Raw genomic sequence first — 23918 nt, forward strand, 5'->3', positions numbered from 1 at the left:
CACCAATAAACAATCATTCGTGCTTGATTTCTGCCTCCCTCGATGTGATGCTGGTCTCATCATTCGAGGAGGGGTATGTGGCTGACTTGAACAAGATCGTCGACGACCTTCGTGCGGAGGGTGCGGCGCTCGATGCGCTCGTCGCGGATCTGCCCGACGATCGGTGGGCGACGCCGACACCGGCCGCCGGCTGGACCGTCGCGCACCAGATCGGCCACCTCGCGTGGACCGACCGGGCCGCGCTCATGGCGGCCACCGACGAGGAAGCGTTCGCGGCGCAGCTCACCGAGGCTTGGAAGAACCCGCACGGCTTCGTCGACGAGGGCGCCGAGCTCGAGTCGCGGCGCCCGCCCCGCGAGCTGCTGGCCGACTGGCGGGCGACCCGGGACAGGCTGGCAGACGTGCTGCTCGCGGTCCCGTCCGGCACGAAGCTGCCCTGGTACGGGCCGGCGATGGGCGCCGCCTCGATGGCGACCGCGCGGCTGATGGAGACGTGGGCTCACGGGCGGGACGTGGCCGATGCGCTCGGTGCGTCGACCGACGCGACCGACCGCCTGAAGCACATTGCGCGCCTGGGTGTTCGCACGCGCGACTTCGCGTTCGGCGTCCACCAGCTCACGCCGCCGGCCGAGGAGTTCCGGGTGGAGCTGACCGCGCCCGACGGCACCGTCTGGGCGTGGGGTCCCGACGACGCGGCGCAGCGGGTGACGGGTCCGGCCGAGGACTTCTGTCTCCTCGTCACGCAGCGCGTCGATCGGGATGCGACGGCGCTCCGCGCGACGGGCGACGACGCCGACGCGTGGCTCGGGATCGCGCAGGCGTTCGCCGGCCCGCCCGGCGCGGGCCGGGGCGCCGAGCCGGCGGACCGGACGGAGGCGGCGCGATGACCGGGGCTTCGACACCCGTCCGCATCGGCAACTGCTCCGGCTTCTACGGCGACCGGATCTCGGCGATGCGCGAGATGCTCGAGGGCGGCGAACTCGACTACCTGACCGGCGACTACCTCGCCGAGCTGACGATGCTCATCCTCGGGCGGGACCGCATGAAGGATCCGTCGCGCGGCTACGCGAAGACGTTCCTGCGGCAGGCCGAGGACTGTCTCGGGCTGGCGCTCGACCGCGGTGTGCGGATCGTCGCGAACGCCGGCGGGCTCAACCCGGCCGGGCTCGCCGCCGCGCTGCGCGAGGTGAACGACCGGCTGGGGCTCGGCGCGAAGATCGCGCACGTCGAGGGTGACGACCTGATCGCGCGGGTGTCCGAACTCGGGCTCGACCGCGAGACCGCCCCGCTGACCGCGAACGCCTACCTCGGGGCGTGGGGCATCGTGGAGTGCCTGAACGCCGGCGCGGACGTCGTGGTCACCGGCCGCGTCACCGACGCGGCGGTGATCGTCGGTCCCGCTGCTGCGCACTTCGGTTGGGCACGCGACGATTTCGACAAGCTGGCGGGTGCGGTGGTGGCCGGCCACGTGATCGAGTGCGGCACGCAGGCCACCGGCGGCAACTACTCGTGGTTCACCGAGATCCCCGACCTCGGCCGCCCCGGCTTCCCGATCGCCGAGATCGCCGCCGACGGCTCGTCGGTCATCACCAAGCACGCGGGTACCGGGGGAGCGGTGACCGTGGACACCGTCACCGCACAGTTGCTGTACGAGATCACCGGCGGCCGGTACGCCAATCCCGACGTCACTGCCCGGATGGACTCGATCGAGCTCTCCGCGGACGGCGCCGACCGCGTCCGCATCGCGGGCGTGACCGGTGAGGCCCCGCCGCCGCAGTACAAGGTGTCACTCAACGCGCTCGCCGGATTCCGCAACGAGGCGACGTTCGTGCTCACCGGTCTCGACATCGAGGCCAAGGCCGAACTGGTTCGACGGCAGATGGATTCGTGGCTCCAGGTCAAGCCGCAGGAGCTCGAGTGGACGCTCGCGCGCACCGACCACCCGGACGCGGACACCGAGGAGGCGGCGAGCGCGCTGCTGCGGTGCACCGTCCGCGACACCGACCCGAACGCCGTCGGACGCGCGTTCTCGTCGGTGGCCGTCGAACTCGCGCTCGCCAGCTACCCCGGATTCACGCTCACCGCGCCGCCGTCGAACGGGCAGCCGTACGCGGTGTTCACGCCGGGCTACGTCGACGTGGATCAGGTTCCGCACGTCGCGGTGCTGCCCGACGGCACGCGCCGCGACGTCGCACCGAGCACGCAGGCGCGGGTGCTCGAGGACGTGCCGGAACCGGCGCTGCCCGATCCGCTGGACTCGGACGACACGGTGACCGTGCCGCTGGGCACGGTCGCGGCCGCCCGCAGCGGCGACAAGGGCGGCAACGCCAACGTCGGGGTGTGGGTGCGGACCGACGAGCAGTGGCGGTGGCTGGTCCACGCGCTGACCGTCGACGAACTGAAAAGGATGTTGCCCGAGGCGAAGTCGCTCGAGGTGACGCGGCACGTGCTGCCGAACCTGCGGGCGGTCAACTTCGTCGTCGAGGGCATCCTCGGCCGCGGGGTCGCGTCGCAGGCCCGCTTCGACCCGCAGGCCAAGGGGCTCGGGGAGTGGTTGCGGTCGCGGCACATCGACATTCCCCTCGGCCTGGTCCCCGGCTACGCCGACGAACTCCAGGAAGGACACGCATGAGTGTGTGGGACACCCCCGAGCGGCAGCAGTTGCGCAAGACCGTCCGCGGCTTCGTCGAGCAGGAGATCCTGCCGCACCTCGGCGACTGGGAGCGAGACGGCGAGATCCCGCGCGAGTTGCACCGGAAGGCCGCCGCGCTCGGACTGCTCGGCGCCGGCTTCCCGGAGGAGGTCGGCGGCGACGGCGGCGACCTGGTCGACGCGGTCCTGATCTGCGAGGAGATGCACCAGGCCGGGGCGTCCGGCGGACTGTTCGCGTCGCTGTTCACGTGCGGTATCGCGCTGCCGCACCTGATCGCGGCCGGTGACCCGCGGCAGATCGACCGCTGGGTGCGGCCCACCCTCGCGGGCGAGAAGATCGGGTCGCTCGCGATCACCGAACCGGGCGGCGGATCCGACGTCGGGCACCTGCGGACGACGGCGGTGCGCGACGGCGACCACTACGTCGTCAACGGTGCCAAGACGTTCATCACCTCGGCGGTCCGCGCCGACTTCGTCGTCACCGCGGTGCGCACGGGCGGCCCGGGGGCGGGCGGGGTGTCGCTGCTCGTGCTCGAGCGGGGCACGCCGGGATTCGAGGTGGCGCGCAAGCTCGACAAGATGGGCTGGCGCGCGTCGGACACCGCGGAGTTGTCGTTCGTCGACGCGCGCGTGCCGGTGGAAAACCTGGTGGGCGAAGAGAACTCGGGCTTCGCGCAGATCGCGCAGGCGTTCCTCACCGAGCGGATCGCGTTGGCGGCGCAGGCGTACTCGAGTGCGCAGCGGTGCCTGGACCTGACGCTGCAGTGGTGCCGCGACCGCGAGACGTTCGGCCGGCCGCTGATCTCGCGGCAGGCCGTGCAGAACACCCTGACCGAGATGACGCGGCGCACCGACGTCGCCCGCGTCTACACCCGCACCCTCGTCGAACGCTCGCTCACGTCGAGCGAGGACTTCGTCGCCGAGGTGTGCTTTGCGAAGAACACCGCCGTCGAGGCCGGCGAGTGGGTGGCGAACCAGGCCGTGCAGTTGTTCGGCGGCATGGGCTACATGGCGGAGAGCGAAGTGGAGAGGCAGTACCGGGACATGCGAATTCTGGGCATCGGAGGTGGGACCACCGAGATCCTGACCTCCTTGGCGGCCAAGCGATTGGGGTATCAGTCGTGACGATCCTGAAGTCGGCACTGGACACGAAGTCGGCCGAGTACACGTCGGCCGTGGAGTCGATGACCACCAAGCTCGGCGAACTCGAGGTCGAGCACGCAAAGGCCCTCGCCGGCGGCGGGGAGAAGTACGTCGAGCGGCACCACAAGCGGGGCAAGCTGCTCGCGCGCGAGCGCATCGAACTGCTGCTCGACCCGGACTCGCCGTTCCTCGAGCTGTCCCCGCTCGCCGCGTGGGGCACCGAGTTCCCGGTGGGCGCGTCGACGATCGTCGGGATCGGCGTCGTCAGCGGCGTCGAGTGTCTCATCGTCGCGAACGATCCGACGGTCCGCGGCGGCACCAGCAACCCGTGGACCCTCCGGAAGGGGTTCCGCGCCAACGACATCGCCGTGCAGAACCGCCTCCCCGTCATCTCGCTCGTCGAATCGGGCGGCGCCGACCTGCCCACGCAGAAGGAGGTGTTCATCCCCGGCGGTCGCATGTTCCGCGACCTCACCCAGTTGTCGGCGGCCGGAATCCCGACGATCGCGCTGGTGTTCGGCAACTCCACGGCGGGCGGCGCCTACATCCCCGGCATGTCCGATCACGTCGTGATGATCAAGGAGCGGTCCAAGGTGTTCCTGGCCGGGCCGCCGCTGGTGAAGATGGCGACCGGTGAGGAGTCGGACGACGAGTCCCTCGGCGGCGCCGAGATGCACGCCCGCAAGTCCGGCCTGGCCGACTACTTCGCCCTGGACGAGCAGGACGCGATCCGCATCGGCCGCAGCATCGTCCGGCGCCTCAACTGGCAGAAGCAGGGACCGGCGCCGCGGGCCGAGGTGATCGAACCGCTCGAGGATCCCGAGGAACTGCTCGGCATCGTGCCGTCGGACCTGAAGATCCCGTTCGATCCGCGGGAGGTGATCGCGCGCATCGTCGACGGGTCCGACTTCGACGAGTTCAAGCCGCTCTACGGTTCGTCGCTCGTCACGGGCTGGGCCGAACTGCACGGCTACCCGATCGGCATCCTCGCCAACGCACGCGGCGTGCTGTTCAGCGAGGAGTCGCAGAAGGCCACCCAGTTCATCCAGTTGGCGAACCGCTCTGACACCCCACTTCTGTTCCTGCACAACACTACCGGCTACATGGTGGGCAAGGAGTACGAGGAGGGCGGCATGATCAAGCACGGGTCGATGATGATCAACGCGGTCGCCAACTCGAAGGTCCCGCACATCTCGATCCTGCTCGGCGCGTCGTACGGCGCCGGCCACTACGGCATGTGCGGGCGGGCGTTCGACCCCCGGTTCCTGTTCGCGTGGCCCAGTTCCAAGTCGGCGGTCATGGGCGGCGCCCAACTCGCGGGCGTCATCTCGATCGTCGGTCGCGCCGCCGCCGAGGCCCGCGGTCAGGTCTTCGACGAGCAGGCCGACGCCGGCATGCGGGCGATGATCGAGAACCAGATCGAGGCGGAGTCGCTGCCGATGTTCCTCTCCGGGCGCCTGTACGACGACGGCGTGATCGACCCCCGTGACACCCGCACGGTGGTGGGAATGTGCCTGTCGGCCATTGCCACCGCCCCGATCGAGGGCACCGAGAACTTCGGCGTCTTCCGGATGTGAGTGGAGAACATTGATGACTTCTGCGAGTAATTCCACGATCACGTCCGTGCTGGTCGCCAACCGCGGCGAGATCGCCCGCCGGGTGTTCGCGACGTGCCGTCGCACCGGTGTCGGCACCGTGGCGGTGTTCTCCGACCCGGACGCCGCGAGCCCGCACGTCGCCGAGGCCGACGCCGCGGTCCGGTTGCCGGGCGCGACCCCCGCCCAGACGTACCTGCGGGCCGACGCGATCATCGCCGCGGCCCGGGCCGCGGGCGCCGACGCGATCCACCCCGGCTACGGATTCCTGTCGGAGAATGCCGATTTCGCGCAGGCCGTCGAGGCTGCCGGTCTCACGTGGATCGGCCCGCCCGTCAAGTCGATCGCGCTGATGGGCTCGAAGGTCGAGTCGAAGCGGATCATGGCCGAGGCCGGGGTGCCGGTCCTGGCCGAACTCGATCCCGACGCGGTGACCGAGGCCGACCTGCCGGTGCTGGTCAAGGCGTCCGCCGGCGGCGGCGGCCGCGGCATGCGGGTGGTGCGCGAGTTGTCGGCGCTGCCCCGCGAGATCGAGGCGGCCCGCCGCGAGGCGCAGTCCGCGTTCGGTGATCCGACGGTGTTCTGCGAGCGCTACCTCGAGACCGGACGGCACATCGAGGTCCAGGTGATGGCCGACCGGCACGGCACGGTGTGGGCCGTCGGCGAGCGGGAGTGCTCGATCCAGCGCCGCCACCAGAAGGTGGTCGAGGAGGCCCCGTCACCGCTCGTCGAACGGCTCGAGTCCTCTTCCGGGCCAGCCATGCGCGCCAGGCTGTTCGACGCCGCCCGGCTCGCCGCGAACGCGATCGGCTACGAAGGCGCCGGCACCGTCGAGTTCCTCGCCGACGAGCAGGGTGACTTCTTCTTCCTGGAGATGAACACCCGCCTGCAGGTGGAGCATCCGGTCACCGAGTGCACCACGGGTCTCGACCTGGTGGAGCTGCAGTTGCAGGTCGCGGGTGGCGCGGCACTCCCGGCGGAACCGCCCGCGCTCCGGGGGCACTCGATCGAGGTCCGTCTCTACGCCGAGGACCCCGCGCACGGGTGGCGTCCGCAGAGCGGTGTCGTCGAGCGCATCGAACTGCCGGGCAGCGCAGGCGAGTTCGAGGTCCTCGAGCGAACCGGCGTGCGCCTGGACTCGGGTGTCGAGAACGGTTCGGCGGTGAGCGTCTTCTACGACCCGATGCTCGCCAAGGTCATCTCGTACGCGCCCACCCGGGCGCAGGCCGCGCAGGTGCTGGCGTCGGCGCTGGCCCGCACCCGGCTGCACGGGCTGCAGACCAACCGCGACCTGCTCGTCAACGTGCTGCGGCACCCGGCGTTCCTCGCGGGCGACACCGACACCGCCTTCTTCGACACCCACGGGCTCGACGCGCTGGCGCGTCCGCTCGCCGACGAGACCGCGGAGAAGCTGTCGGCACTGGCGGCCGCGGTCGCGGACGCCGCGGCCAACCGGTCCGTCGCACCGGTGCTCGGCGGACTACCGAGCGGGTGGCGGAACCTGCCGTCGCAGCCGCAGAGCAAGCGGTACGAGGGAATCCACGGCGAGCACGACGTCCGCTACCTGCTGACCCGATCGGGGCTGCGCGCCGAGGGCTTCGACGACGTCACGCTCGTGTCGTCGACCCCCGACCACGTGGTCCTCGATATCGGCGGGCTGCAGCGCCGGTTCGACATCGCCCGCTACGGCGACCGGGTGTGCGTCGACTCGCCGCTCGGGCCGGTGACGCTCACGGCGCTCGCGCGATTCGTCGACCCGTCGAGCGTCGTCGCCGAAGGGTCGCTGCTGGCACCGATGCCCGGGGCGGTGATCCGCCTCGGTGCGGCCGTCGGCGATCGCGTCGAGGCCGGACAGCCGATCCTGTGGCTCGAGGCCATGAAGATGGAGCACACCGTCAAGGCGCCCACCTCGGGCGTGCTCACCGAACTACCCGTCGCCGTCGGCCACCAGGTCGACGTCGGATCGATCCTGGCAATCGTGGAAGCAGAAGTCGCAGAAGGAGAAACCGCATGAGCAGCTTCATCGAGACGGAGGAGCAGAAGGAGTTGCGGGCGGCGGTGTCCAAGCTCGCGCAGCGCTTCAACTACGTCGACTACGTGCTGCCGAAGGCGCGCAGGGGCGAGCCGCTCACCGAGTTGTGGAACGAGGCCGGCAAGCTCGGGTTCCTCGGCGTGAACCTGCCCGAGGAGTACGGCGGCGGGGGAGCGGGCATCTACGAACTCGCCCTCGTGCAGGAGGAACTCGCGGCGCAGGGCGCCGGGCTGCTGCTGGTGGTGGTCTCGCCCGCGATCTGCGGCACCATCATCGGCAAGTACGGCACCGACGCTCAGAAGCAGGAATGGCTTCCCGCGCTGGCCGACGGTTCCAAGATCATGGCGTTCGGCATCACCGAACCCGACGCCGGTTCCAATTCCCACCAGATCACCACCACCGCACGGCGGGACGGCGAGGACTGGATCCTGCGGGGCAACAAGGTCTTCATTTCCGGGGTCGACCAGGCCGACGCCGTCCTGATCGTCGCGCGCACCGAGGACCACAAGACCGGCAAGCTCAAGCCGGCGCTGTTCATCGTGCCCACCGACGCCGAGAACTTCGTCGCGACGCCGATGGAGATGGACATCGTCGAGCCGGACCACCAGTTCACGCTGTTCCTCGACGACGTGCGACTGCCCGCGGACGCCCTCGTCGGCTCCGAGGACGCGGCGCTGATGCAGCTGTTCGCGGGCCTGAACCCCGAGCGCATCCTCGGCTCGGCCATGGCCATCGGGATGGGCCGCTGGGCGCTCGAGGCGGGCGTGAAGTTCGCGAAGGAGCGCACGGTCTGGAAGACGCCGATCGGTGCCCACCAGGGTCTCGCGCATCCGCTCGCGCAGTGCAAGATCGAGCTCGAGCTGGCGAAGCTGATGATGCAGAAGGCCGCGGTCCTCTACGACGGCGGCGACGACTTCGGTGCCGCCGAGGCCGCGAACATGGCCAAGTACGCGGCCGCGGAGGCCAGCATCAAGACCCTCGACCAGGCGATCCAGACGCACGGCGGCGGCGGGCTCACCAAGGAATACGGCCTGTCCGCGATGCTGGGTGCCGCCCGGATCGCGCGGGTGGCGCCGGTGAGCCGCGAGATGATCCTCAACTTCGTCGCCCAGCACTCGCTGGGCCTGCCCAAGTCCTACTGACGGTGGCCGACATGACGAACACGACGGATCTCCTCGTCCGCTACGACGTCGCCGACGGCGTCGCGACGCTCACCCTGGACTCGCCGCACAACCGCAATGCGATCTCGGGCAGGCTCGTCGAACAGTTGCGGCGGGGCCTGGCCGAGGCCGCGGCCGACCAGACGGTGCGGGCCGTCGTGCTCACCCACACGGGCGGCACCTTCTGCGCGGGCGCGGACCTGTCGGAGGCGAGCGGGGCCGCGGACTCGGACCCGGCGGAACTGGCGGCCGGGCGCACCCGACAAATGACGGAACTGCTGCGATCGATCGTCGAACTGCCGAAGCCCGTGATCGGTCGGATCGACGGGCACGTCCGGGCCGGGGGCATGGGACTGGTCGGTGCCTGCGACATCGTGGTCGCCGGACCGGAGGCCACCTTCGCGCTCACCGAGGCGCGGCTGGGCCTGGCGGCGTCGATCATCTCGCTGACCGTGGTCCCGAGACTGACCTCGCGCGCGGCCGGACGCTACTTCCTGACCGGGGAGAAGTTCGGATCGCACGAGGCCGAGGCGATCGGTCTGATCAGCGAGGCCGTTCAGGATCCGACGGCGGTGGTGGCGGAACTGGCGGCGGCGCTGCGGAAGTGCTCGCCGCAGGGGTTGGCCGAGTCCAAGAAGCTCACCACGATGCGGATGCTGGCCGACTTCGATCGCTACGCGGAGGACCTGGCGGCGCAGTCCGCCCGGCTGTTCGGCTCGGAGGAGGCCGTCGAAGGAATGACGGCGTTCCTGCAGAAGCGGTCGCCGAGCTGGGCCGCCGGCGGGTGAGGCGATTGCGGGGTCCGTTCCGTCACGGAACGGACCCCGCAGTGGTCGGGGCGTCGGCTCAGCCGAAGATGCCCGAAACGGTGTCGAGCGAACCGGCGAAGAAGCTCAGGGCGCCGATGAGGTCGCTGGCGTAGCCGGCGAAGTCGGTGACGAAGTCGAAGAAGTCGACGAGCTCGGCAGAACCCATGATTTTGCTCCTGTGAGTTGTTGGGAGGAAGAAAGGAAGGGCACCCTTCCTTGCGGAATTTGTAACGTGGCCGAGGCCCTTCTGCAATAAATTTGTGATGAAGGTTACCCTAACTTCAAGGGTCGCTACTCTAGGGATCCGCACGCCGCCCACAAGGCGGTGCAGCCACTGACCACGACGACCGGCAGACACCGGTGAGGGCGACAGGAGAGCGAACGGGATGCGCGCACCACAACAGGATCGGAGCCGCCTCACCAGGCATCGACTCCTCGAGGCGACCGTCGACTGCCTCGCCGAGTTCGGCTGGTCCGCCACGACCGTCGCCGTCGTCGCGCAGCGGGCCGGCGTCTCGCGCGGCGCCACACAGCACCACTTCCCGACCCGCGAGGACCTGATCACCGCGGCGCTCGAGTTCATGTTCGACAGCCGGATGGAGCAGGCGCACCGGGAGGCCACCGAACTGCCCGACGGCGCCGACCGCACCGAGGCCGTGGTCGCGCGGCTCGTCGACTACTACACGAGCACGCTGTTCAAGGCGGCGCTGCAGGTGTGGACCGCCGCGGCCGCCGACCCGGAACTGCGCGCGCGGGTGCTCCCGCTCGAGGAGCGCTTCGGTCGCGTCGCGCACCGCACCGCCGTCGAGAGCCTCGGCGTCGACGACTCGGACCCCGCCGTTCGTGGACTCGTCCAGGCCACCCTCGATCTGGCCCGCGGACTCGGCCTCGCCGACGTCCTGACCGACGACTCGCGGCGGCGCGCCGAGATCGTGCGCTGCTGGGCCGCCCAGCTCGACGCCGGGTTGCGTTCGATCGCCGCCGCGTCGTCACCCACGGCCTCACTGCCGTAGCCGGTACAGTTCCGCTCCATGCCGAAGAAGCTGGTGGGTGCGCTGCTGGCTGCGGCCGGCCTGCTGCTCGCCGGTTGCGGCGGCGCGGAATCCGAGGAGGCGTCCGGTGACGCGTCGGTGTCGACCGCGCGGGGCGCGGCCCCGTTCTTCGGCGAATGCGGATCCGTCACCGACGACGAGGTCGCGCAGGCGTTCGGCGTTCCCGGTTTCGGAACCGTCGTCCGCAATTCGGTGGGCTGCGAGTGGCAGCTGTCCGCGCAGGACGGACAGCGTTCCCCGCACGTGTCGTTCTCCTGGTACCGCGGCAGCCCGATCGGACGCGAACGCGCGGGCAGTGAACTGATCGGGCGTCCGGCCACCGACATCGAGATCGACGGCAACCCCGGGTTCGTCGCCTCGCTCTCGAGCCGGCTGTGCGAGCTGGGCGTGCAGTTCGGAGACGACTTCGTGCACTGGTCGATCGCCTATGCGGAAGCCGCGCCGACTGCGGATCCGTGCCGGGCGGCCCGCCGGCTCGCCGAACTGACGGTGGAGAGGGCGGCGAAGTGAGGCGCCGCGCGATCCCGGCTGCCGCGATCGCCGGCGTCCTCGTGCTCTCCGGTTGCGGCGCCGCCGTCGACGGCACGGCCGTCCCGGAGGGGGCGACCGCGCCGGGCTCGTCGTCCGAGTACGCGGCCCTGCTCACCGAGTGTGACGCCGTCGACCGCGACCAGATCGCCGAGGTCGTCGGCGGCGGCGCGATCGAACGCGGCTTCTTCGGTGCCATCTGTCGGTGGTCCGTCACCGGGCCGTCCGGGCCGGTGCGGGTGACGTTCGACTGGTTCGAGACGGGTGCGCTCGATGTCGAGCGCGAGACGTCGCGGCGGCTGGGCTACACGGTCGAGGACGCCAGTGTCGACGGTCGTCGTGCGGTGCTGTCGAGGCAGCCGCAGGATCCCGGCGCGTGCGGGATCTCCACCGGCAGCCCCGTCTCGGGCGTCGTCGGTTGGTGGGTGCAGTACCAGGGTGCGGGGCATCCCGATCCCTGTGAGGCGGCGGCGACGCTGGCGAAACTGACGCTCGATCTGAGTGCCTGACGTCCTCGTCCGGACCCCGGGCCCGCTTTGACCTCGAATGGAGCCGCCAGGTATCGTTGGGGGTCGTGTCCGACGTGCTCGGGCCGATCTGTGTGCCTATGCGAGGCATTGGCGTGCGCGTGTTTCTGGAGTTTCCGTGAGGTTTCTGCAGGTACGAGCATCCGGTTGCCTGTGTGGGGGTACGCGACACGCCCGACCTCGTGTGCACGCGCGGGGTGGGTGCGGGGCAGCAGCTTTCTTGCCCCAACCGATGGATCCCTAATTTCAGAACAGCCAGTGTTGCTCGTCTGAGCAGTCTGGAACCAACGAAGAAAGCCGATACATGCCAACCATCAACCAGCTGGTCCGTAAGGGCCGCCGCGACAAGGCCGCCAAGGTCAAGACCGCGGCCCTGAAGGGCAGCCCGCAGCGTCGTGGCGTGTGCACTCGCGTGTACACCACCACCCCGAAGAAGCCGAACTCCGCGCTGCGGAAGGTCGCACGTGTGCGCCTCACCAGCTCCGTCGAGGTCACCGCTTACATCCCGGGTGAAGGCCACAACCTGCAGGAGCACTCGATGGTGCTCGTCCGCGGCGGTCGTGTGAAGGACCTCCCCGGTGTGCGCTACAAGATCATCCGCGGCTCGCTCGACACCCAGGGTGTCAAGAACCGCAAGCAGGCTCGCAGCCGTTACGGCGCCAAGAAGGAGAAGAGCTAATGCCACGTAAGGGCCCCGCTCCCAAGCGCCCGCTCGTCGCCGACCCGGTCTACGGCTCGCCGCTGGTCACCCAGCTGGTGAACAAGATCCTGCTGGACGGCAAGAAGTCCACCGCCGAGCGCATCGTCTACGGTGCCCTCGAGCAGGCTCGCGAGAAGACCGGCACCGATCCGGTCGTCACCCTCAAGCGCGCGCTCGACAACGTCAAGCCCGCCCTCGAGGTCCGCAGCCGTCGCGTCGGTGGCGCCACCTACCAGGTGCCGGTCGAGGTTCGCCCCGGCCGCTCCACCACGCTGGCCCTGCGCTGGCTGGTCACCTTCTCGCGCGCTCGTCGTGAGAAGACCATGGTCGAGCGTCTCGCCAACGAGCTTCTCGATGCGAGCAACGGCCTGGGCGCTTCCGTGAAGCGTCGCGAGGACACCCACAAGATGGCTGAAGCCAACAAGGCGTTCGCGCACTACCGCTGGTGACACCCCGCCAGGCCGAGGGAGCCTTCCGGGCACCGAATCCCTCGGCCTGGCGTTGTCACTACTGTGTCGGTTCCGTCACCGGGCCGGCTGACAAGAAAAAGAGACGTGGCCCCAGAAGGGCCGACACGATCAACGAGCGGGGAAGAATCCTGTGGCACAGGAAGTGCTGACCGACCTGAACAAGGTCCGCAACATCGGCATCATGGCGCACATCGATGCCGGCAAGACCACCACCACCGAGCGCATCCTCTTCTACACCGGTGTGAACTACAAGATCGGTGAGACCCACGACGGTGCGTCGACCACCGACTGGATGGAGCAGGAGAAGGAGCGTGGTATCACCATCACCTCCGCTGCTGTGACCTGTTTCTGGAACAAGAACCAGATCAACATCATCGACACCCCCGGCCACGTCGACTTCACGGTCGAGGTCGAGCGTTCGCTGCGCGTCCTCGACGGCGCTGTCGCAGTGTTCGACGGCAAGGAGGGCGTCGAGCCCCAGTCCGAGCAGGTCTGGCGCCAGGCTGCCAAGTACGACGTTCCGCGCATCTGCTTCGTCAACAAGATGGACAAGATGGGCGCGGACTTCTACTTCACCGTGCAGACCATCATCGATCGCCTCGGCGCGAAGCCGCTGGTTCTCCAGCTGCCGATCGGTGCCGAGGACGACTTCGACGGTGTCGTCGACCTCGTCGAGATGAAGGCCATCACCTGGCGCGGCGTCGTGCCGACCGGTGCCGAGCCCACCATCGAGGAGATCCCCGCGGATCTGGCCGACAAGGCCGCCGAGTACCGCGAGAAGCTGCTCGAGACCGTTGCCGAGTCCGACGAAGCTCTCATGGAGAAGTACTTCGGCGGCGAGGAGCTCACGGTCGAGGAGATCAAGGGCGCCATCCGCAAGATGACGGTCAACTCCGAGCTGTACCCGGTGCTGTGTGGCTCCGCGTTCAAGAACAAGGGTGTTCAGCCCATGCTCGACGCGGTCATCGACTACCTCCCGAACCCGCTGGACATCGGCGAGGTCCACGGCCACGCCGTGAACAACGAGGAAGAGGAGCTGGTCCGCAAGCCCAGCAAGGACGAGCCCTTCTCGGCTCTGGCCTTCAAGATCGCGGCGCACCCGTTCTTCGGCAAGCTCACCTTCGTGCGCGTCTACTCGGGTCGTGTCGAGCCGGGTGCCCAGGTGCTCAACGCCACCAAGGGCAAGAAGGAGCGCATCGGCAAGCTCTTCCAGATGCACGCCAACAAGGAGAACCCGGTCGACGAGGCCGTGGCCGGCCACATCTACGCGATGATCGGCCTGAAGGACACCACGACCGGTGACACCCTGTGCGACCAGGCGAACCCGATCGTCCTCGAGTCGATGACGTTCCCGGACCCGGTCATCCAGGTCTCCATCGAGCCCAAGACCAAGTCCGACCAGGAGAAGCTGGGCACCGCGATCCAGAAGCTCGCGGAAGAGGACCCGACCTTCTCGGTCGAGCTGGACGAGGAGACCGGCCAGACCGTCATCGGCGGCATGGGCGAGCTGCACCTCGACATCCTCGTCGACCGTATGCGTCGCGAGTTCAAGGTCGAGGCCAACGTCGGCAAGCCGCAGGTTGCGTACCGTGAGACCATCACCAAGCCGGTCGAGAAGCACGAGTTCACGCACAAGAAGCAGACCGGTGGTTCGGGCCAGTTCGCAAAGGTCATCATCGCCCTCGAGCCCTTCGTCGGCGAGGACGGCGCGAGCTACGAGTTCGAGAACAAGGTCACGGGTGGTCGCGTTCCGCGCGAGTACATCCCGTCGGTCGACGCCGGTGCCCAGGACGCGATGCAGTACGGTGTTCTCGCCGGTTACCCGCTCGTGAACCTGAAGCTGACCCTGCTCGACGGCGCTTACCACGACGTCGACTCCTCGGAAATGGCCTTCAAGGTCGCCGGTTCGCAGGCGCTCAAGGAAGCCGCCCGCAAGGCCGGCCCGGTCATTCTCGAGCCCCTCATGGCTGTCGAGGTCACCACGCCCGAGGACTACATGGGTGACGTGATCGGCGACCTCAACTCCCGCCGTGGCCAGATCCAGGCCATGGAGGAACGCAGTGGTGCCCGTGTCGTGAAGGCGCTGGTTCCGCTCTCGGAGATGTTCGGCTACATCGGTGACCTGCGGTCGAAGACCCAGGGTCGAGCGAACTTCTCCATGGTGTTCGATTCCTACGCAGAGGTTCCCGCGAACGTCTCGAAGGAAATCATCGCCAAGGCGACCGGCGAGTAACCTCGGTTTCGTCGGCCGAAGCACGACCAACGTAATAACCAACCGCACTGCTGCATACCGCAAGCACAATCAGTCCAGGAGGACATCCAGTGGCGAAGGCGAAGTTCGAGCGGACCAAGCCGCACGTGAACATCGGCACCATCGGTCACGTCGACCACGGCAAGACCACGACCACCGCGGCCATCACCAAGGTGCTCGCCGACAAGTACCCGGACCTCAACGAGAGCTTCGCGTTCGACCAGATCGACAAGGCTCCCGAGGAGAAGGCTCGCGGCATCACGATCAACATCTCGCATGTTGAGTACCAGACGGAGAAGCGTCACTACGCTCACGTCGATGCCCCCGGTCACGCCGACTACATCAAGAACATGATCACCGGCGCGGCTCAGATGGACGGCGCGATCCTGGTCGTGGCGGCCACCGACGGCCCGATGCCGCAGACGCGCGAGCACGTGCTGCTCGCCCGCCAGGTCGGCGTGCCCTACATCCTCGTCGCCCTGAACAAGGCCGACATGGTCGACGACGAGGAAATCCTCGAGCTCGTCGAGATGGAGGTCCGCGAGCTGCTGGCCGGCCAGGAGTTCGACGAGAACGCTCCGGTCATCCCGATCTCGGCTCTGAAGGCCCTCGAGGGCGACGCCAAGTGGGTCAAGTCCATCGAGGACCTGATGGACGCTGTCGACGAGTCCATCCCGGACCCGGTTCGTGAGACCGACAAGCCGTTCCTGATGCCGGTCGAGGACGTCTTCACGATCACCGGTCGTGGCACCGTCGTCACCGGTCGTATCGAGCGTGGCGTTGTCAACGTGAACGAGGAAGTCGAGATCGTCGGCATCCGTCCCGATGTCACCAAGACCACGGTCACGGGCATCGAGATGTTCCGCAAGCTGCTCGACCAGGGCCAGGCAGGCGACAACGTCGGTCTGCTGGTTCGTGGCATCAAGCGCGAGGACGTCGAGCGTGGCCAGGTTGTCGTCAAGCCCGGCACCACCACCCCGCACACCGAGTTCGAGGGCCAGGCGTACATCCTGTCCAAGGACGAGGGCGGCCGCCACACGCCGTTCTTCAACAACTACCGTCCGCAGTTCTACTTCCGTACGACTGACGTGACGGGCGTTGTGACCCTGCCCGAGGGCACCGAGATGGTCATGCCCGGTGACAACACCGAGATGTCCGTCGTGCTGATCCAGCCGGTCGCCATGGACGAGGGCCTGCGCTTCGCGATCCGTGAGGGTGGCCGCACCGTCGGCGCCGGTCGCGTCACGAAGATCATCAAGTGAGCTAGTTCTCACTGACGCCAAGGGCGCTCACTCCTTCGGGAGTGGGCGCCCTTCGGCGTTTCGAGGGCCGGAATCGGTCCGGGTGGGGGATGCGGCGGACTTGTTCGCGGGACCTGGGTTCAGGCTCGCCCTAGGCTGGACGGAAACCGGGACCGAGAACGCGCCGGCTTCCGGCGTCGGACAAGGAGCGGCGATGCCCTCTCGCGAATCCCTCGCCAGGCACGAGACCGAGGTGCTGGTGATCGGGGGAGGACCCACCGGGATGACCGTCGCGGGGGATCTCGCTCGTGCCGGCCGTCAGGTCGTGGTCCTGGAGCGGTGGCCGTCGATCAATCCGTCCAGCCGGGCCTTCGTCACCATGCCCCGCACCCTCGAGGTGCTGGACAGCCGCGGTCTCGCTGACGACTTGCTGGCGGACGCCGGCACTGCTTCGCGCGTCAATCTGTTCGCCGGCGCGGCGCTCGATCTGAGCAACCTGCCGTCGCGATACCGGTTCGTGATGATCACCCCGCAGACCGTCGTCGACCGAGCCCTCACGCGCTACGCCGAAGCCCAAGGGGCGATGGTGCTGCGTGGTTCGGAGGTGTCGGGTCTGGCGCAGGATCGGAGTGGCGTGACGGTCACGTCTCGCCCGAAGGGCGGCGTCGACAGCGACGTGTGGCGAGCCGAGTACGTCGTGGGCGCGGACGGCGCCCACAGCACGGTCCGCCGACTCCTCGGGGTCGATTTTCCCGGCAAGACGGTGCTGTCGTCCGTGGCGCTGGCCGATGTCCGGCTGAGCGCGGGTCCCGACGGCGCCGGCCTCACACTCGGCACCACCAGGGATTGCTTCGGCTTCCTGGCGCCCTACGGCAAGGCCCGGCCCGGATGGTTCAGATCGATGACCTGGGACCGGGCCCGACCCCTTCCCGACACCGACCCGGTGGAGGAGGACGAGGTGATCGCCGTCCTCGGTCGCGCGATGGGGCGCGACGTCGGAGTGGAGGAATTCTCGTGGTCGTCCCGCTTCCACTGCGACGAGCGGCAGGTGACCGATTACCGACACGGGCGCGTGTTCCTGGCGGGCGACGCCGCGCACGTGCACTCCCCGATGGGAGGTCAGGGGATGAACACCGGCATCCAGGACGCCGCCAACCTTGCCTGGAAGCTCGATGCCGTGCTGTCGGGCGCAGACCCCGCAGTCCTCAGTTCGTACCAGCACGAGCGGCATCCCGTGGGGAAGCGGGTCGTCCTGCAGAGCGGCCTCATGATGCGCGCTGTCACCCTGGAACCCGCCCCCGCCCGTGCCTTGCGCGACACGCTCGCGCCGCTGCTCTCACGGTTCGCGCCGGCGCGGGACATGATCGCGGGCAGCTTCTCCGGCGTGACCCTGCGCTATCCCCGGGGCCGAGATCAGCACCGCCTGGCCGGCAGGCGCGCCACCGAGGTACCGCTGCACGCGGGGCGGCTGACTGCGGTTCAGAGAGAGCACCCGGGCTTCGTGCTGGTCCGTGAGAACGGCGCCGCCCCCGCGCCCACCGGTGTGCCCGACCACGTCGTGCATGCCCGACGCCGGGACAGCGGCCCGGCGCTGCTCGTCCGCCCCGACGGATACATCGCATGGGCCGGTCCGAGCCTGCAGGACCGAGGCCCGTCGGGCTGGGAGACCGCATACCGTTCCTGGACGGGCGCCCCGTGACCGTCGGGACACACCGGAACCTGCCTCCCGGGGACGACGTCACGAGGAGGGGACGTGCTCCCCGAACGCGCGCCGGGTGTGCGTGAGGAGTTCGCGCAGCGCGGGCGAGGGTTCCTGCTTCCACACGAGTGCCAGCACGGCGTCGACAGGGACGTCGGTGATCACCCGCGAGTCGAGGTTCGGGTACGCCGCCGCCATGGACTCGCTCAGGATCGCGACGCCCAGCCCGCGGACCGCGAGGTCGGCCACGGCATCGGGGGCGCTGGCCTGCAGCGCGACGTCGGCCCGGCAGCGCAGTTCTCCGCACCCCTGCTCGAGAACGGTGCGGATGCCGGTGCCCGCCGGCAGCGCGACCAGAGGATGAGCGCACACGTCGGCCAGCGTCACCGACGACAGCCGGGTCAGGGGATGACCGGCGGGCACCGCGGCGACCAACCGCTCACGCACCAGCGTGAACGAGTCCAGATCGGTGGGCGTGTCGCCAGCGACCCCGACGAGAGCCAGGTCGACGGTCCCGCCGCGTACGCCGTCGACGAGTCGATCGGAGTTGTCCTCCGTCAGGCTCACGTCGACGCCCGGATGCGCGTGATGAAACGCGGACAGGGCGTCGAACAGTGGCGTCACGGTGCAGGCCGTGACCATGCCGACCTCGAGCCGACCCCGGACCAGCTGGTTGACGTCGTCGACGGCATCACGGACGGCGCGGGCTGCGGCCAGCGCGGCGCGGGCGTGCGCCAGGGCGGCCTCGCCGGCCACCGTGAGTGTGGCGATGCGCGTCGAGCGGTCGAACAGGGGTGCTCCCAGGTCGTTCTCGAGCTGGCGGATCTGTGCGCTGATGCCCGACTGGCTGACGTGTACGCGCGCGGCGGCACGGGTGAAGTTGGCTTCCTCGGCGACCGCCACGAAGTACTCGAGCTGACGAAGTTCCATAACTGTGGATTCTAGTTTCGAGCAGAACTATCTGTTGGATTTCTTATTCGAAATGACCGACGCTCGTAGTGACGGATCGGACGCACACGAGAGGACACAACGATGACGAAGGCGCATGTCGAGCAGGCGATGACCCCAGAGGACCTCACCCGGTTGTTCGTGGAGCGCTCGAACGCCGGCGACGCGGACGGCGTCGCCGCGCTGTACGAGGAGGATGCGGTGATGGCCTACCCGCCGGGATCGTTCACGGTCGGCCGCGCGGCGATCCGGGACCTGTGGGCACAGGTGCTCAGCCATGCGCCGCGCTTCGAACCCGAACCCCCGCTCCCGACGCTGGTGAGTGGTGACCTCGCGCTGACCTCGACGCCGCCGCGGGACGGGGCGGGCGCCCGGGCACAGGTGGTCCGGCGGCAGGCCGACGGCAGTTGGCTGCGGGTGCTCGATCAGCCGGAGTTCGTCACCCCCGGCGCCGACCGCTAGTCGCCGACCGCCACGCGCAAGCCGTGCGCGGCAGCGAAGCTCACGGCCTGGGTCAGTTCGATGGCGGCGCCGGCGAGTTTCGCGGACGTCCACAGGGACGGGTCGACGCGGGCGCCTTCGAGGTCGGCGTCGTCGAGGCGCAGTCCGGCGGTGCGCGCGCCCGTCAGGTCGGCGCCGCGCAGGTTCGCCTTGCGGAGATCGGCGTCGACGAGGTTGGCCTCCCGCAGTCGGCACCCGGAGAGGTCGGCGCCGCGGAGATCGACTTCGCCGAGCGACGCGAGCGTGAAGTCCACCTCCTCGAGCGTGAGCGGGCGGATCCGGGACTCCCGGATCACCGAACCCATGAAGCTCGAGTGCCGGAACGTGCTGTCCCACATGCGGGTGTACTCGAAGTGACAGTTCCGGAACGCGGTGCCGCTGTGCCGGGATCCGGTGAGGTCGGCACCGGTGAAGTCGCAGCCGGTGAACGTGACGTTCTCGGTGACGAGTCCCGACAGATCCGCGTCCCGGAAGTCGCACCCGGTGTAGGTGCGGCGGCGCCAGGTCTCACCGGCGAAACACGCGTCGGAGAAGTCCTCGCGCTCGAACTCGGTGTCGTCGGCGGCCGGGTCGGGTTGCGTGTCACTCACCGTGTCAGTCTCCTCCGTCGACGGGCGCCGACTGTTCGGGGGTCGGGGCCGGGGGATGGTCGGCGCGGTCGAGGTGCAGCAGGACGCGGACGGCGACGTCGGCGACGGCGGTCCCGCCGAGCGCGGACGTCGTCGTCGCGGCGACGCGTTCGGCGTCGCGGACGAGTGCGGCGATGTCGGAGTGCGGGTCGGCGTCCAGCGTGACCTGGAGCGTGGCCAGTCCGCGGTCGGACACGGCCCGCCCACGGGCCCGCCGAACGCCGGGCAGCCGTTGCAGTTCGGCGGCGACGCCGCCCGCGATGGGACCGAGGTCGATCGCGACGGGGGTATCGGTGCTCGTCTCGAGCATCGTGCTGGGGGCGGCGCGTCGCCGGGTGAGGTCGACCGCCAGCACGACGATGCCCAGGATCACCCCGACGGCGACCGTGACACCGAGTGCCCAGTGCCACCAAGTCTGTTCGGGTACCGCGGCGATCCGGTCACGGTCGATGCGGGACACGGCGTTTCGGACCGTCTCCACGTCGCGATCCCAGGCGAGCGCGGCTGCGCCGACCGCGGCCAGCGCGAGTCCGACGACCAGGACGAGCAGGCGGTTGAGTGCCGCCGCGCCGCGCTTCACGACTCGCTCCGCGACCGCTTGATCCGCACCCGCAGCTTCAGTGGCCGGTCGAGTACCGCGAGCTGCGCTCGGACGGCGTCCGTCACGGCGTCGCGCAGTTCGCCGGCGGGGAGATCGGGCGCGGTGACCACGTGCACGGTCGCGCGTCGACGGTCCACCGTGGTGTGCGCGGTGAACACCCCGGCCACCGTGCCGGCGCGGGCACTGCACATTCGCGCGACGTCGACCGGTCGCAGCCAGACGGCGGGGGCCTCCGCCCCGATCCGCGCCGGGACGTGTGTGCGGGTGCGTGGCGCGAGCGAGAGCAGCACCAACAGGATCCCGACGGCGAGGGCGGCGATCGACGCGGGGACGAGCCACTGCTCCCAGTGCAGGCGCCCGACCCACTCGAAGGTGTTCCGCAGCCACGGCGCACCGGAGATCGCCCCGCGGGCGATGAGCAGTTCGCGGGCCGCGACTGCGGCGAGCGCGAGAAGCCCGACGGCGATCGCGACGGCCGCGGGGACGGCGGCGGGCGCCGCCGTCGGGGTTCGGGGAGGTGTGACGGTCGGCGCGGGCACAGGAGTGGGGCACTCGCCGACGTCGGCGTCGCCCGGCGCCGCGGTGTCGGTGCCGGCGACGAGCACCCCCAGTTGGTGCAGGGGCATGCCGGTGAGGTTCTCGACCTGATCGCCCACCTCGCGGTGGACCCGTCGGGTCAGTTCGGCGACGTCGCACGGCCAGCGCACCCCGAGGTACAGGCTCACCGCGACCGACCGGGTGCCGGTGGAGACGTCGGCGCGGGGAAGATCGCGACCGGTGAACCGGGTGAGCCCGCCGCCCTGCTGCACGACGCCGGGCACCTGGAGGGCCGCGGTCGTCGCGATCTTCTCGATCGCGCGGTCCTTGATGATCAGGCGTCCGCGCGAGCCCGGTTCGTCGGTCGCGTCGGGTGACGCGGTGGCGGAGTCGGACTCAGCCACGGCCGCGGGACCGTAGCAGGGCTCCGAGGTCCAGGTGGCCGTCGCGGTGGGCGCCGATCGCCATCCCGACCGCGCCGAGGAGCACCGCGAACACGAATCCGCTGAAGCCGCCGAGGATTCCTGCGAGCGCCAGCAGCAGTCCCGCGATCAGTCCCATACCTGTGCTGGTCATCGTTCCGGTCCCGTCTGGTCGGCTGTGTAGTCCGCGTAGTCCTCACGGAGATCGTCGAGGTCCTCGATCGTCACGTCGACCGGCACGCCCACCACCGGGCGGACGGCGGCGCGGATGCGCTCGGCCGTCGCGAACAGGTCGGCCGGATAGCACACGGTGACGTGGACCGCGCAGGTGTCATCGTCGATCCGGATGCCGGTGACCCGTCGTCCCGGGAGGTAGGTGGCGACCGTGCCGAACTCGCCGCCGTGCAGACCCGTCACCCCCGCGACGGCGAGCGCCGCCTCGGCGGCGCGCTCGGCCGTCGAAAGTGATTGTGTCGCAGGCTCGGTCACTGCACTCGCGATTTGGTGTCGCCCGGCTTCGTGTCGCCGGCGCCCGGTTCGTCCTCGTCGAACAGGACGACGTCGAAGACGGTGATGTTCACCTCGGTCACCTCGAGGCCCGTCATGTTCTCGACGGCCGCGATGACGTTGCGCCGGATCCCGGCCGCGAGTTCGTGGAGGGCGACTCCGTACTCGGCGACGATGCCGATGTCGATGGCGGCCTGCTTCTCGCCGACCTCGACGGCGACGCCCTGCCCGTGGTTGACCCGGGCGCCGGGTATGCGATCGCGGAGCGCTCCGACGACGCGGGCGGTGCCGCCGCCGACGTCGTAGACGCCGCTGATCTCCCGCGTGGCGATGCCCGCGATCTTCGCGACGACCGCGTCCGCGATAATCGTCTTGCCCTGGGAGTCGATCAGTTCGGGTGTGGATCCGCCGAACCGGATTCGTCCGCCCTCCGTGCCCGAAACACCTGCACCCGGATCAGTGGTCATCGTCGCTCCTCGCCCGGTCCCGTTCCCGCGTCGGCCCGGTTCCCGTCCAACTGTAATGAGTGCCGCCACCGCATGGGGTGCGACGCGCAGCGGTTCCACACGTCCCGGACCCGGCGGGTACCCGATACCCCGCGGATTTGGTAGAACATGTTCCAAATGTGGCGTGCTCGCGTGGGACGCCGGATGAGGTGTCGCGTGTGGTGACGGAGGGGTTGGCAGGGATGACCAGTAGTGACAAGGCCGTCGGTCCGGTCGTGATCGTCGGGGCCGGGCTGGCCGCCGTCCGCGCCGCGGAGGAACTGCGGCAGTCGGGGTACGACGGCGAACTCGTCGTCGTCGGCGACGAGCCGCACCTGCCGTACGACCGGCCGCCGCTGTCGAAGGAGGTCGTCCGGGGCGAGAACGACGACACGACGCTGCGTCCGCAGGAGTTCTACGACGAGCATCGGGTGGACCTGCGCCTCGGCACGGCCGCGACGGGCGTCGACCGCGAGCGCCGGGTGCTGCACCTGGCCGACGGCGGCGAGGTCGCGTACGGCGAGCTGATCATCGCGACCGGGCTGACCCCGCGCCGCATCCCGGGCCTGCCGGACCTCGAAGGCGTCCACGTGCTGCGTTCGGTCGACGAGAGCCGCGCGCTGCGCGCCGACCTGCGCGAGGGTGCGCGTGCGCTCGTGGTCGGCGCAGGTTTCATCGGGTGCGAGCTCGCGGCCAGCATGCGGGCCCTGGGGCTCGACGTCGTGCTCCTCGAGCCGCAGCCGGCCCCGCTGGCGTCGGTGCTGGGTGAGCGGATCGGCAAGCTGGTCGGGCGTCTGCACACCGAGGAGGGCGTCGACGTCCGGGCCGGGGTCGGGCTCGCGGCCCTCACCGGCGACGGGCGCGTCAGCGGCGCCGTGCTGTCCGACGGCACCGAGCTCGCGGTCGACGTCGTCGCGATCGGCATCGGTTCGGTGCCGGTCACGGGTTGGCTCGACGGCTCGGGCATCGAGATCGGCAACGGGGTGCTGTGCGACGAGGTGGGCCGCACCAACGATCCGCACGTGTGGGCCATCGGTGACGTCGCGGCGTGGCGGCACGAGCTCGGCGGGCACAAGCGCGTCGAGCACTGGAGCAACGCCGGCGACCAGGCGAAGATCCTCGCGGGGGCGCTGACCGGAACGGGCGACCCGGGTGCGCCGGCGCAGGTCCCCTACTTCTGGAGTGACCAGTACGGCCTCAAGATCCAGGCCCTCGGCACGGTCTCGCCCGACGACGACGTCCACATGGTCAAGGACGACGGGCGCAAGTTCGTGGCCTACTACTCGCGCGGTGGTGTGTTGACCGCGGTCGTCGGCCTGGGCTCGGCCGGCGCGGTGATGAAGATGCGGGCGAAGATCGCCGCCGGCGCACCGATCGCGGAGCTGCTCGAGTCCACCCCGGCCTGACCGCCTGCCCGACCCGGCGGAAG

The 23918-nt window shown here is 69.6% G+C and carries 25 protein-coding genes; 17 read left to right on the plus strand and 8 right to left on the minus strand.

What is annotated here, in order from left to right; genetic code table 11:
- Nucleotides 1-47 precede the first annotated feature (47 nt).
- From EGT67_RS08535 to EGT67_RS08565, 7 genes are read left to right on the plus strand one after another with little or no spacing between them, the layout of a single operon-like run.
- Nucleotides 48-887: a TIGR03084 family metal-binding protein gene (locus EGT67_RS08535; protein ID WP_421958106.1), complete on the plus strand. Its 840-nt coding sequence runs from the start codon at nt 48-50 to the stop codon at nt 885-887.
- Entirely contained in the window at nt 884-2632 is a 1749-nt protein-coding gene (locus EGT67_RS08540; protein WP_127915625.1) for an acyclic terpene utilization AtuA family protein, read from the plus strand. The genes EGT67_RS08535 and EGT67_RS08540 overlap by 4 nt, the downstream gene beginning before the upstream one ends.
- Nucleotides 2629-3777: an acyl-CoA dehydrogenase family protein gene (locus EGT67_RS08545; RefSeq protein WP_127915626.1), complete on the plus strand. Its 1149-nt coding sequence runs from the start codon at nt 2629-2631 to the stop codon at nt 3775-3777. The genes EGT67_RS08540 and EGT67_RS08545 overlap by 4 nt, the downstream gene beginning before the upstream one ends.
- Nucleotides 3774-5372 (plus strand): acyl-CoA carboxylase subunit beta, encoded by a 1599-nt coding sequence (locus EGT67_RS08550; RefSeq protein ID WP_127915627.1) that lies wholly within the window; start codon nt 3774-3776, stop codon nt 5370-5372. Before EGT67_RS08545 ends, EGT67_RS08550 begins: the two co-directional genes overlap by 4 nt.
- A 13-nt stretch (nt 5373-5385) precedes the next feature.
- Nucleotides 5386-7404, plus strand: a complete 2019-nt coding sequence (locus tag EGT67_RS08555) for an acetyl/propionyl/methylcrotonyl-CoA carboxylase subunit alpha (protein WP_127915628.1) — start codon at nt 5386-5388, stop codon at nt 7402-7404.
- Nucleotides 7401-8564 (plus strand): acyl-CoA dehydrogenase family protein, encoded by a 1164-nt coding sequence (locus EGT67_RS08560; RefSeq protein WP_127915629.1) that lies wholly within the window; start codon nt 7401-7403, stop codon nt 8562-8564. Before EGT67_RS08555 ends, EGT67_RS08560 begins: the two co-directional genes overlap by 4 nt.
- An 11-nt stretch (nt 8565-8575) precedes the next feature.
- Nucleotides 8576-9370 (plus strand): enoyl-CoA hydratase family protein, encoded by a 795-nt coding sequence (locus EGT67_RS08565; RefSeq protein ID WP_127915630.1) that lies wholly within the window; start codon nt 8576-8578, stop codon nt 9368-9370.
- A 58-nt stretch (nt 9371-9428) separates the two neighbouring features.
- Here the strand turns inward: EGT67_RS08565 and EGT67_RS25455 are convergent, their stop codons facing one another.
- Nucleotides 9429-9557 carry a hypothetical protein gene (locus EGT67_RS25455; RefSeq protein WP_277750146.1) on the minus strand — a complete coding sequence of 43 codons (129 nt, stop codon included), beginning with the start codon at nt 9555-9557 and terminating at the stop codon, nt 9429-9431.
- 220 nt (nt 9558-9777) lie between these two features.
- On the opposite strand from EGT67_RS25455, the gene EGT67_RS08570 reads away from it, so the two are divergent.
- From EGT67_RS08570 to EGT67_RS08605, 8 genes are all read left to right on the plus strand, one after another.
- Nucleotides 9778-10404 carry a TetR/AcrR family transcriptional regulator gene (locus tag EGT67_RS08570; protein WP_127915631.1) on the plus strand — a complete coding sequence of 209 codons (627 nt, stop codon included), beginning with the start codon at nt 9778-9780 and terminating at the stop codon, nt 10402-10404.
- A gap of 18 nt (nt 10405-10422) precedes the next feature.
- Entirely contained in the window at nt 10423-10953 is a 531-nt protein-coding gene (locus tag EGT67_RS08575; RefSeq protein WP_127915632.1) for a DUF3558 domain-containing protein, read from the plus strand.
- Nucleotides 10950-11480, plus strand: coding sequence for a DUF3558 domain-containing protein (locus tag EGT67_RS08580; RefSeq protein WP_127915633.1), 531 nt, complete (start codon nt 10950-10952; stop codon nt 11478-11480). The genes EGT67_RS08575 and EGT67_RS08580 overlap by 4 nt, the downstream gene beginning before the upstream one ends.
- A gap of 322 nt (nt 11481-11802) precedes the next feature.
- Complete coding sequence (gene rpsL, locus EGT67_RS08585) at nt 11803-12177, plus strand: 30S ribosomal protein S12 (RefSeq protein ID WP_127915634.1); 375 nt, start codon at nt 11803-11805, stop codon at nt 12175-12177.
- Nucleotides 12177-12647, plus strand: coding sequence for a 30S ribosomal protein S7 (rpsG, locus tag EGT67_RS08590; protein ID WP_005518273.1), 471 nt, complete (start codon nt 12177-12179; stop codon nt 12645-12647). Before rpsL ends, rpsG begins: the two co-directional genes overlap by 1 nt.
- Nucleotides 12648-12798: 151 nt before the next feature.
- Nucleotides 12799-14901 carry an elongation factor G gene (gene fusA, locus EGT67_RS08595; RefSeq protein ID WP_127915635.1) on the plus strand — a complete coding sequence of 701 codons (2103 nt, stop codon included), beginning with the start codon at nt 12799-12801 and terminating at the stop codon, nt 14899-14901.
- Between the two features lie 89 nt (nt 14902-14990).
- A complete protein-coding gene (gene tuf / locus EGT67_RS08600) occupies nt 14991-16181 on the plus strand; it encodes an elongation factor Tu (RefSeq protein WP_127915636.1) in 1191 nt (396 codons plus the stop codon).
- Nucleotides 16182-16263: 82 nt separating this feature from the next.
- Complete coding sequence (locus EGT67_RS08605) at nt 16264-17859, plus strand: FAD-dependent monooxygenase (protein ID WP_338324850.1); 1596 nt, start codon at nt 16264-16266, stop codon at nt 17857-17859.
- Nucleotides 17860-17898: 39 nt separating this feature from the next.
- Here the strand turns inward: EGT67_RS08605 and EGT67_RS08610 are convergent, their stop codons facing one another.
- On the minus strand, nt 17899-18789 hold the full coding sequence (locus EGT67_RS08610) for a LysR family transcriptional regulator (RefSeq protein WP_127915638.1): 891 nt from the start codon (nt 18787-18789) through the stop codon (nt 17899-17901).
- A gap of 102 nt (nt 18790-18891) precedes the next feature.
- On the opposite strand from EGT67_RS08610, the gene EGT67_RS08615 reads away from it, so the two are divergent.
- Nucleotides 18892-19269, plus strand: a complete 378-nt coding sequence (locus EGT67_RS08615; protein ID WP_127915639.1) for a YybH family protein — start codon at nt 18892-18894, stop codon at nt 19267-19269.
- On the opposite strand, the gene EGT67_RS08620 is transcribed toward EGT67_RS08615, so the two are convergent.
- The 6 genes from EGT67_RS08620 to EGT67_RS08645 are packed head-to-tail and all read right to left on the minus strand — an operon-like array spanning nt 19266 to nt 22471.
- Nucleotides 19266-19898 (minus strand): pentapeptide repeat-containing protein, encoded by a 633-nt coding sequence (locus EGT67_RS08620; protein ID WP_127915640.1) that lies wholly within the window; start codon nt 19896-19898, stop codon nt 19266-19268. The genes EGT67_RS08615 and EGT67_RS08620 overlap by 4 nt on opposite strands.
- A gap of 4 nt (nt 19899-19902) precedes the next feature.
- Entirely contained in the window at nt 19903-20517 is a 615-nt protein-coding gene (locus tag EGT67_RS08625; RefSeq protein ID WP_127915641.1) for an Asp23/Gls24 family envelope stress response protein, read from the minus strand.
- Nucleotides 20514-21479, minus strand: coding sequence for a DUF6286 domain-containing Asp23/Gls24 family envelope stress response protein (locus tag EGT67_RS08630; RefSeq protein WP_127915642.1), 966 nt, complete (start codon nt 21477-21479; stop codon nt 20514-20516). The genes EGT67_RS08625 and EGT67_RS08630 overlap by 4 nt, the downstream gene beginning before the upstream one ends.
- Nucleotides 21472-21651, minus strand: a complete 180-nt coding sequence (locus tag EGT67_RS08635; protein WP_127915643.1) for a DUF2273 domain-containing protein — start codon at nt 21649-21651, stop codon at nt 21472-21474. The genes EGT67_RS08630 and EGT67_RS08635 overlap by 8 nt, the downstream gene beginning before the upstream one ends.
- Nucleotides 21648-21986 carry a hypothetical protein gene (locus tag EGT67_RS08640; protein ID WP_127915644.1) on the minus strand — a complete coding sequence of 113 codons (339 nt, stop codon included), beginning with the start codon at nt 21984-21986 and terminating at the stop codon, nt 21648-21650. The genes EGT67_RS08635 and EGT67_RS08640 overlap by 4 nt, the downstream gene beginning before the upstream one ends.
- On the minus strand, nt 21983-22471 hold the full coding sequence (locus EGT67_RS08645) for an Asp23/Gls24 family envelope stress response protein (protein ID WP_127915645.1): 489 nt from the start codon (nt 22469-22471) through the stop codon (nt 21983-21985). Before EGT67_RS08645 ends, EGT67_RS08640 begins: the two co-directional genes overlap by 4 nt.
- 221 nt (nt 22472-22692) lie before the next feature.
- On the opposite strand from EGT67_RS08645, the gene EGT67_RS08650 reads away from it, so the two are divergent.
- A complete protein-coding gene (locus EGT67_RS08650) occupies nt 22693-23895 on the plus strand; it encodes an NAD(P)/FAD-dependent oxidoreductase (protein ID WP_206612317.1) in 1203 nt (400 codons plus the stop codon).
- Nucleotides 23896-23918 lie beyond the last annotated feature (23 nt).

Origin of the sequence: Prescottella agglutinans (assembly GCF_004011865.1) — a bacterium.
GTDB lineage: Bacteria > Actinomycetota > Actinomycetes > Mycobacteriales > Mycobacteriaceae > Prescottella > Prescottella agglutinans.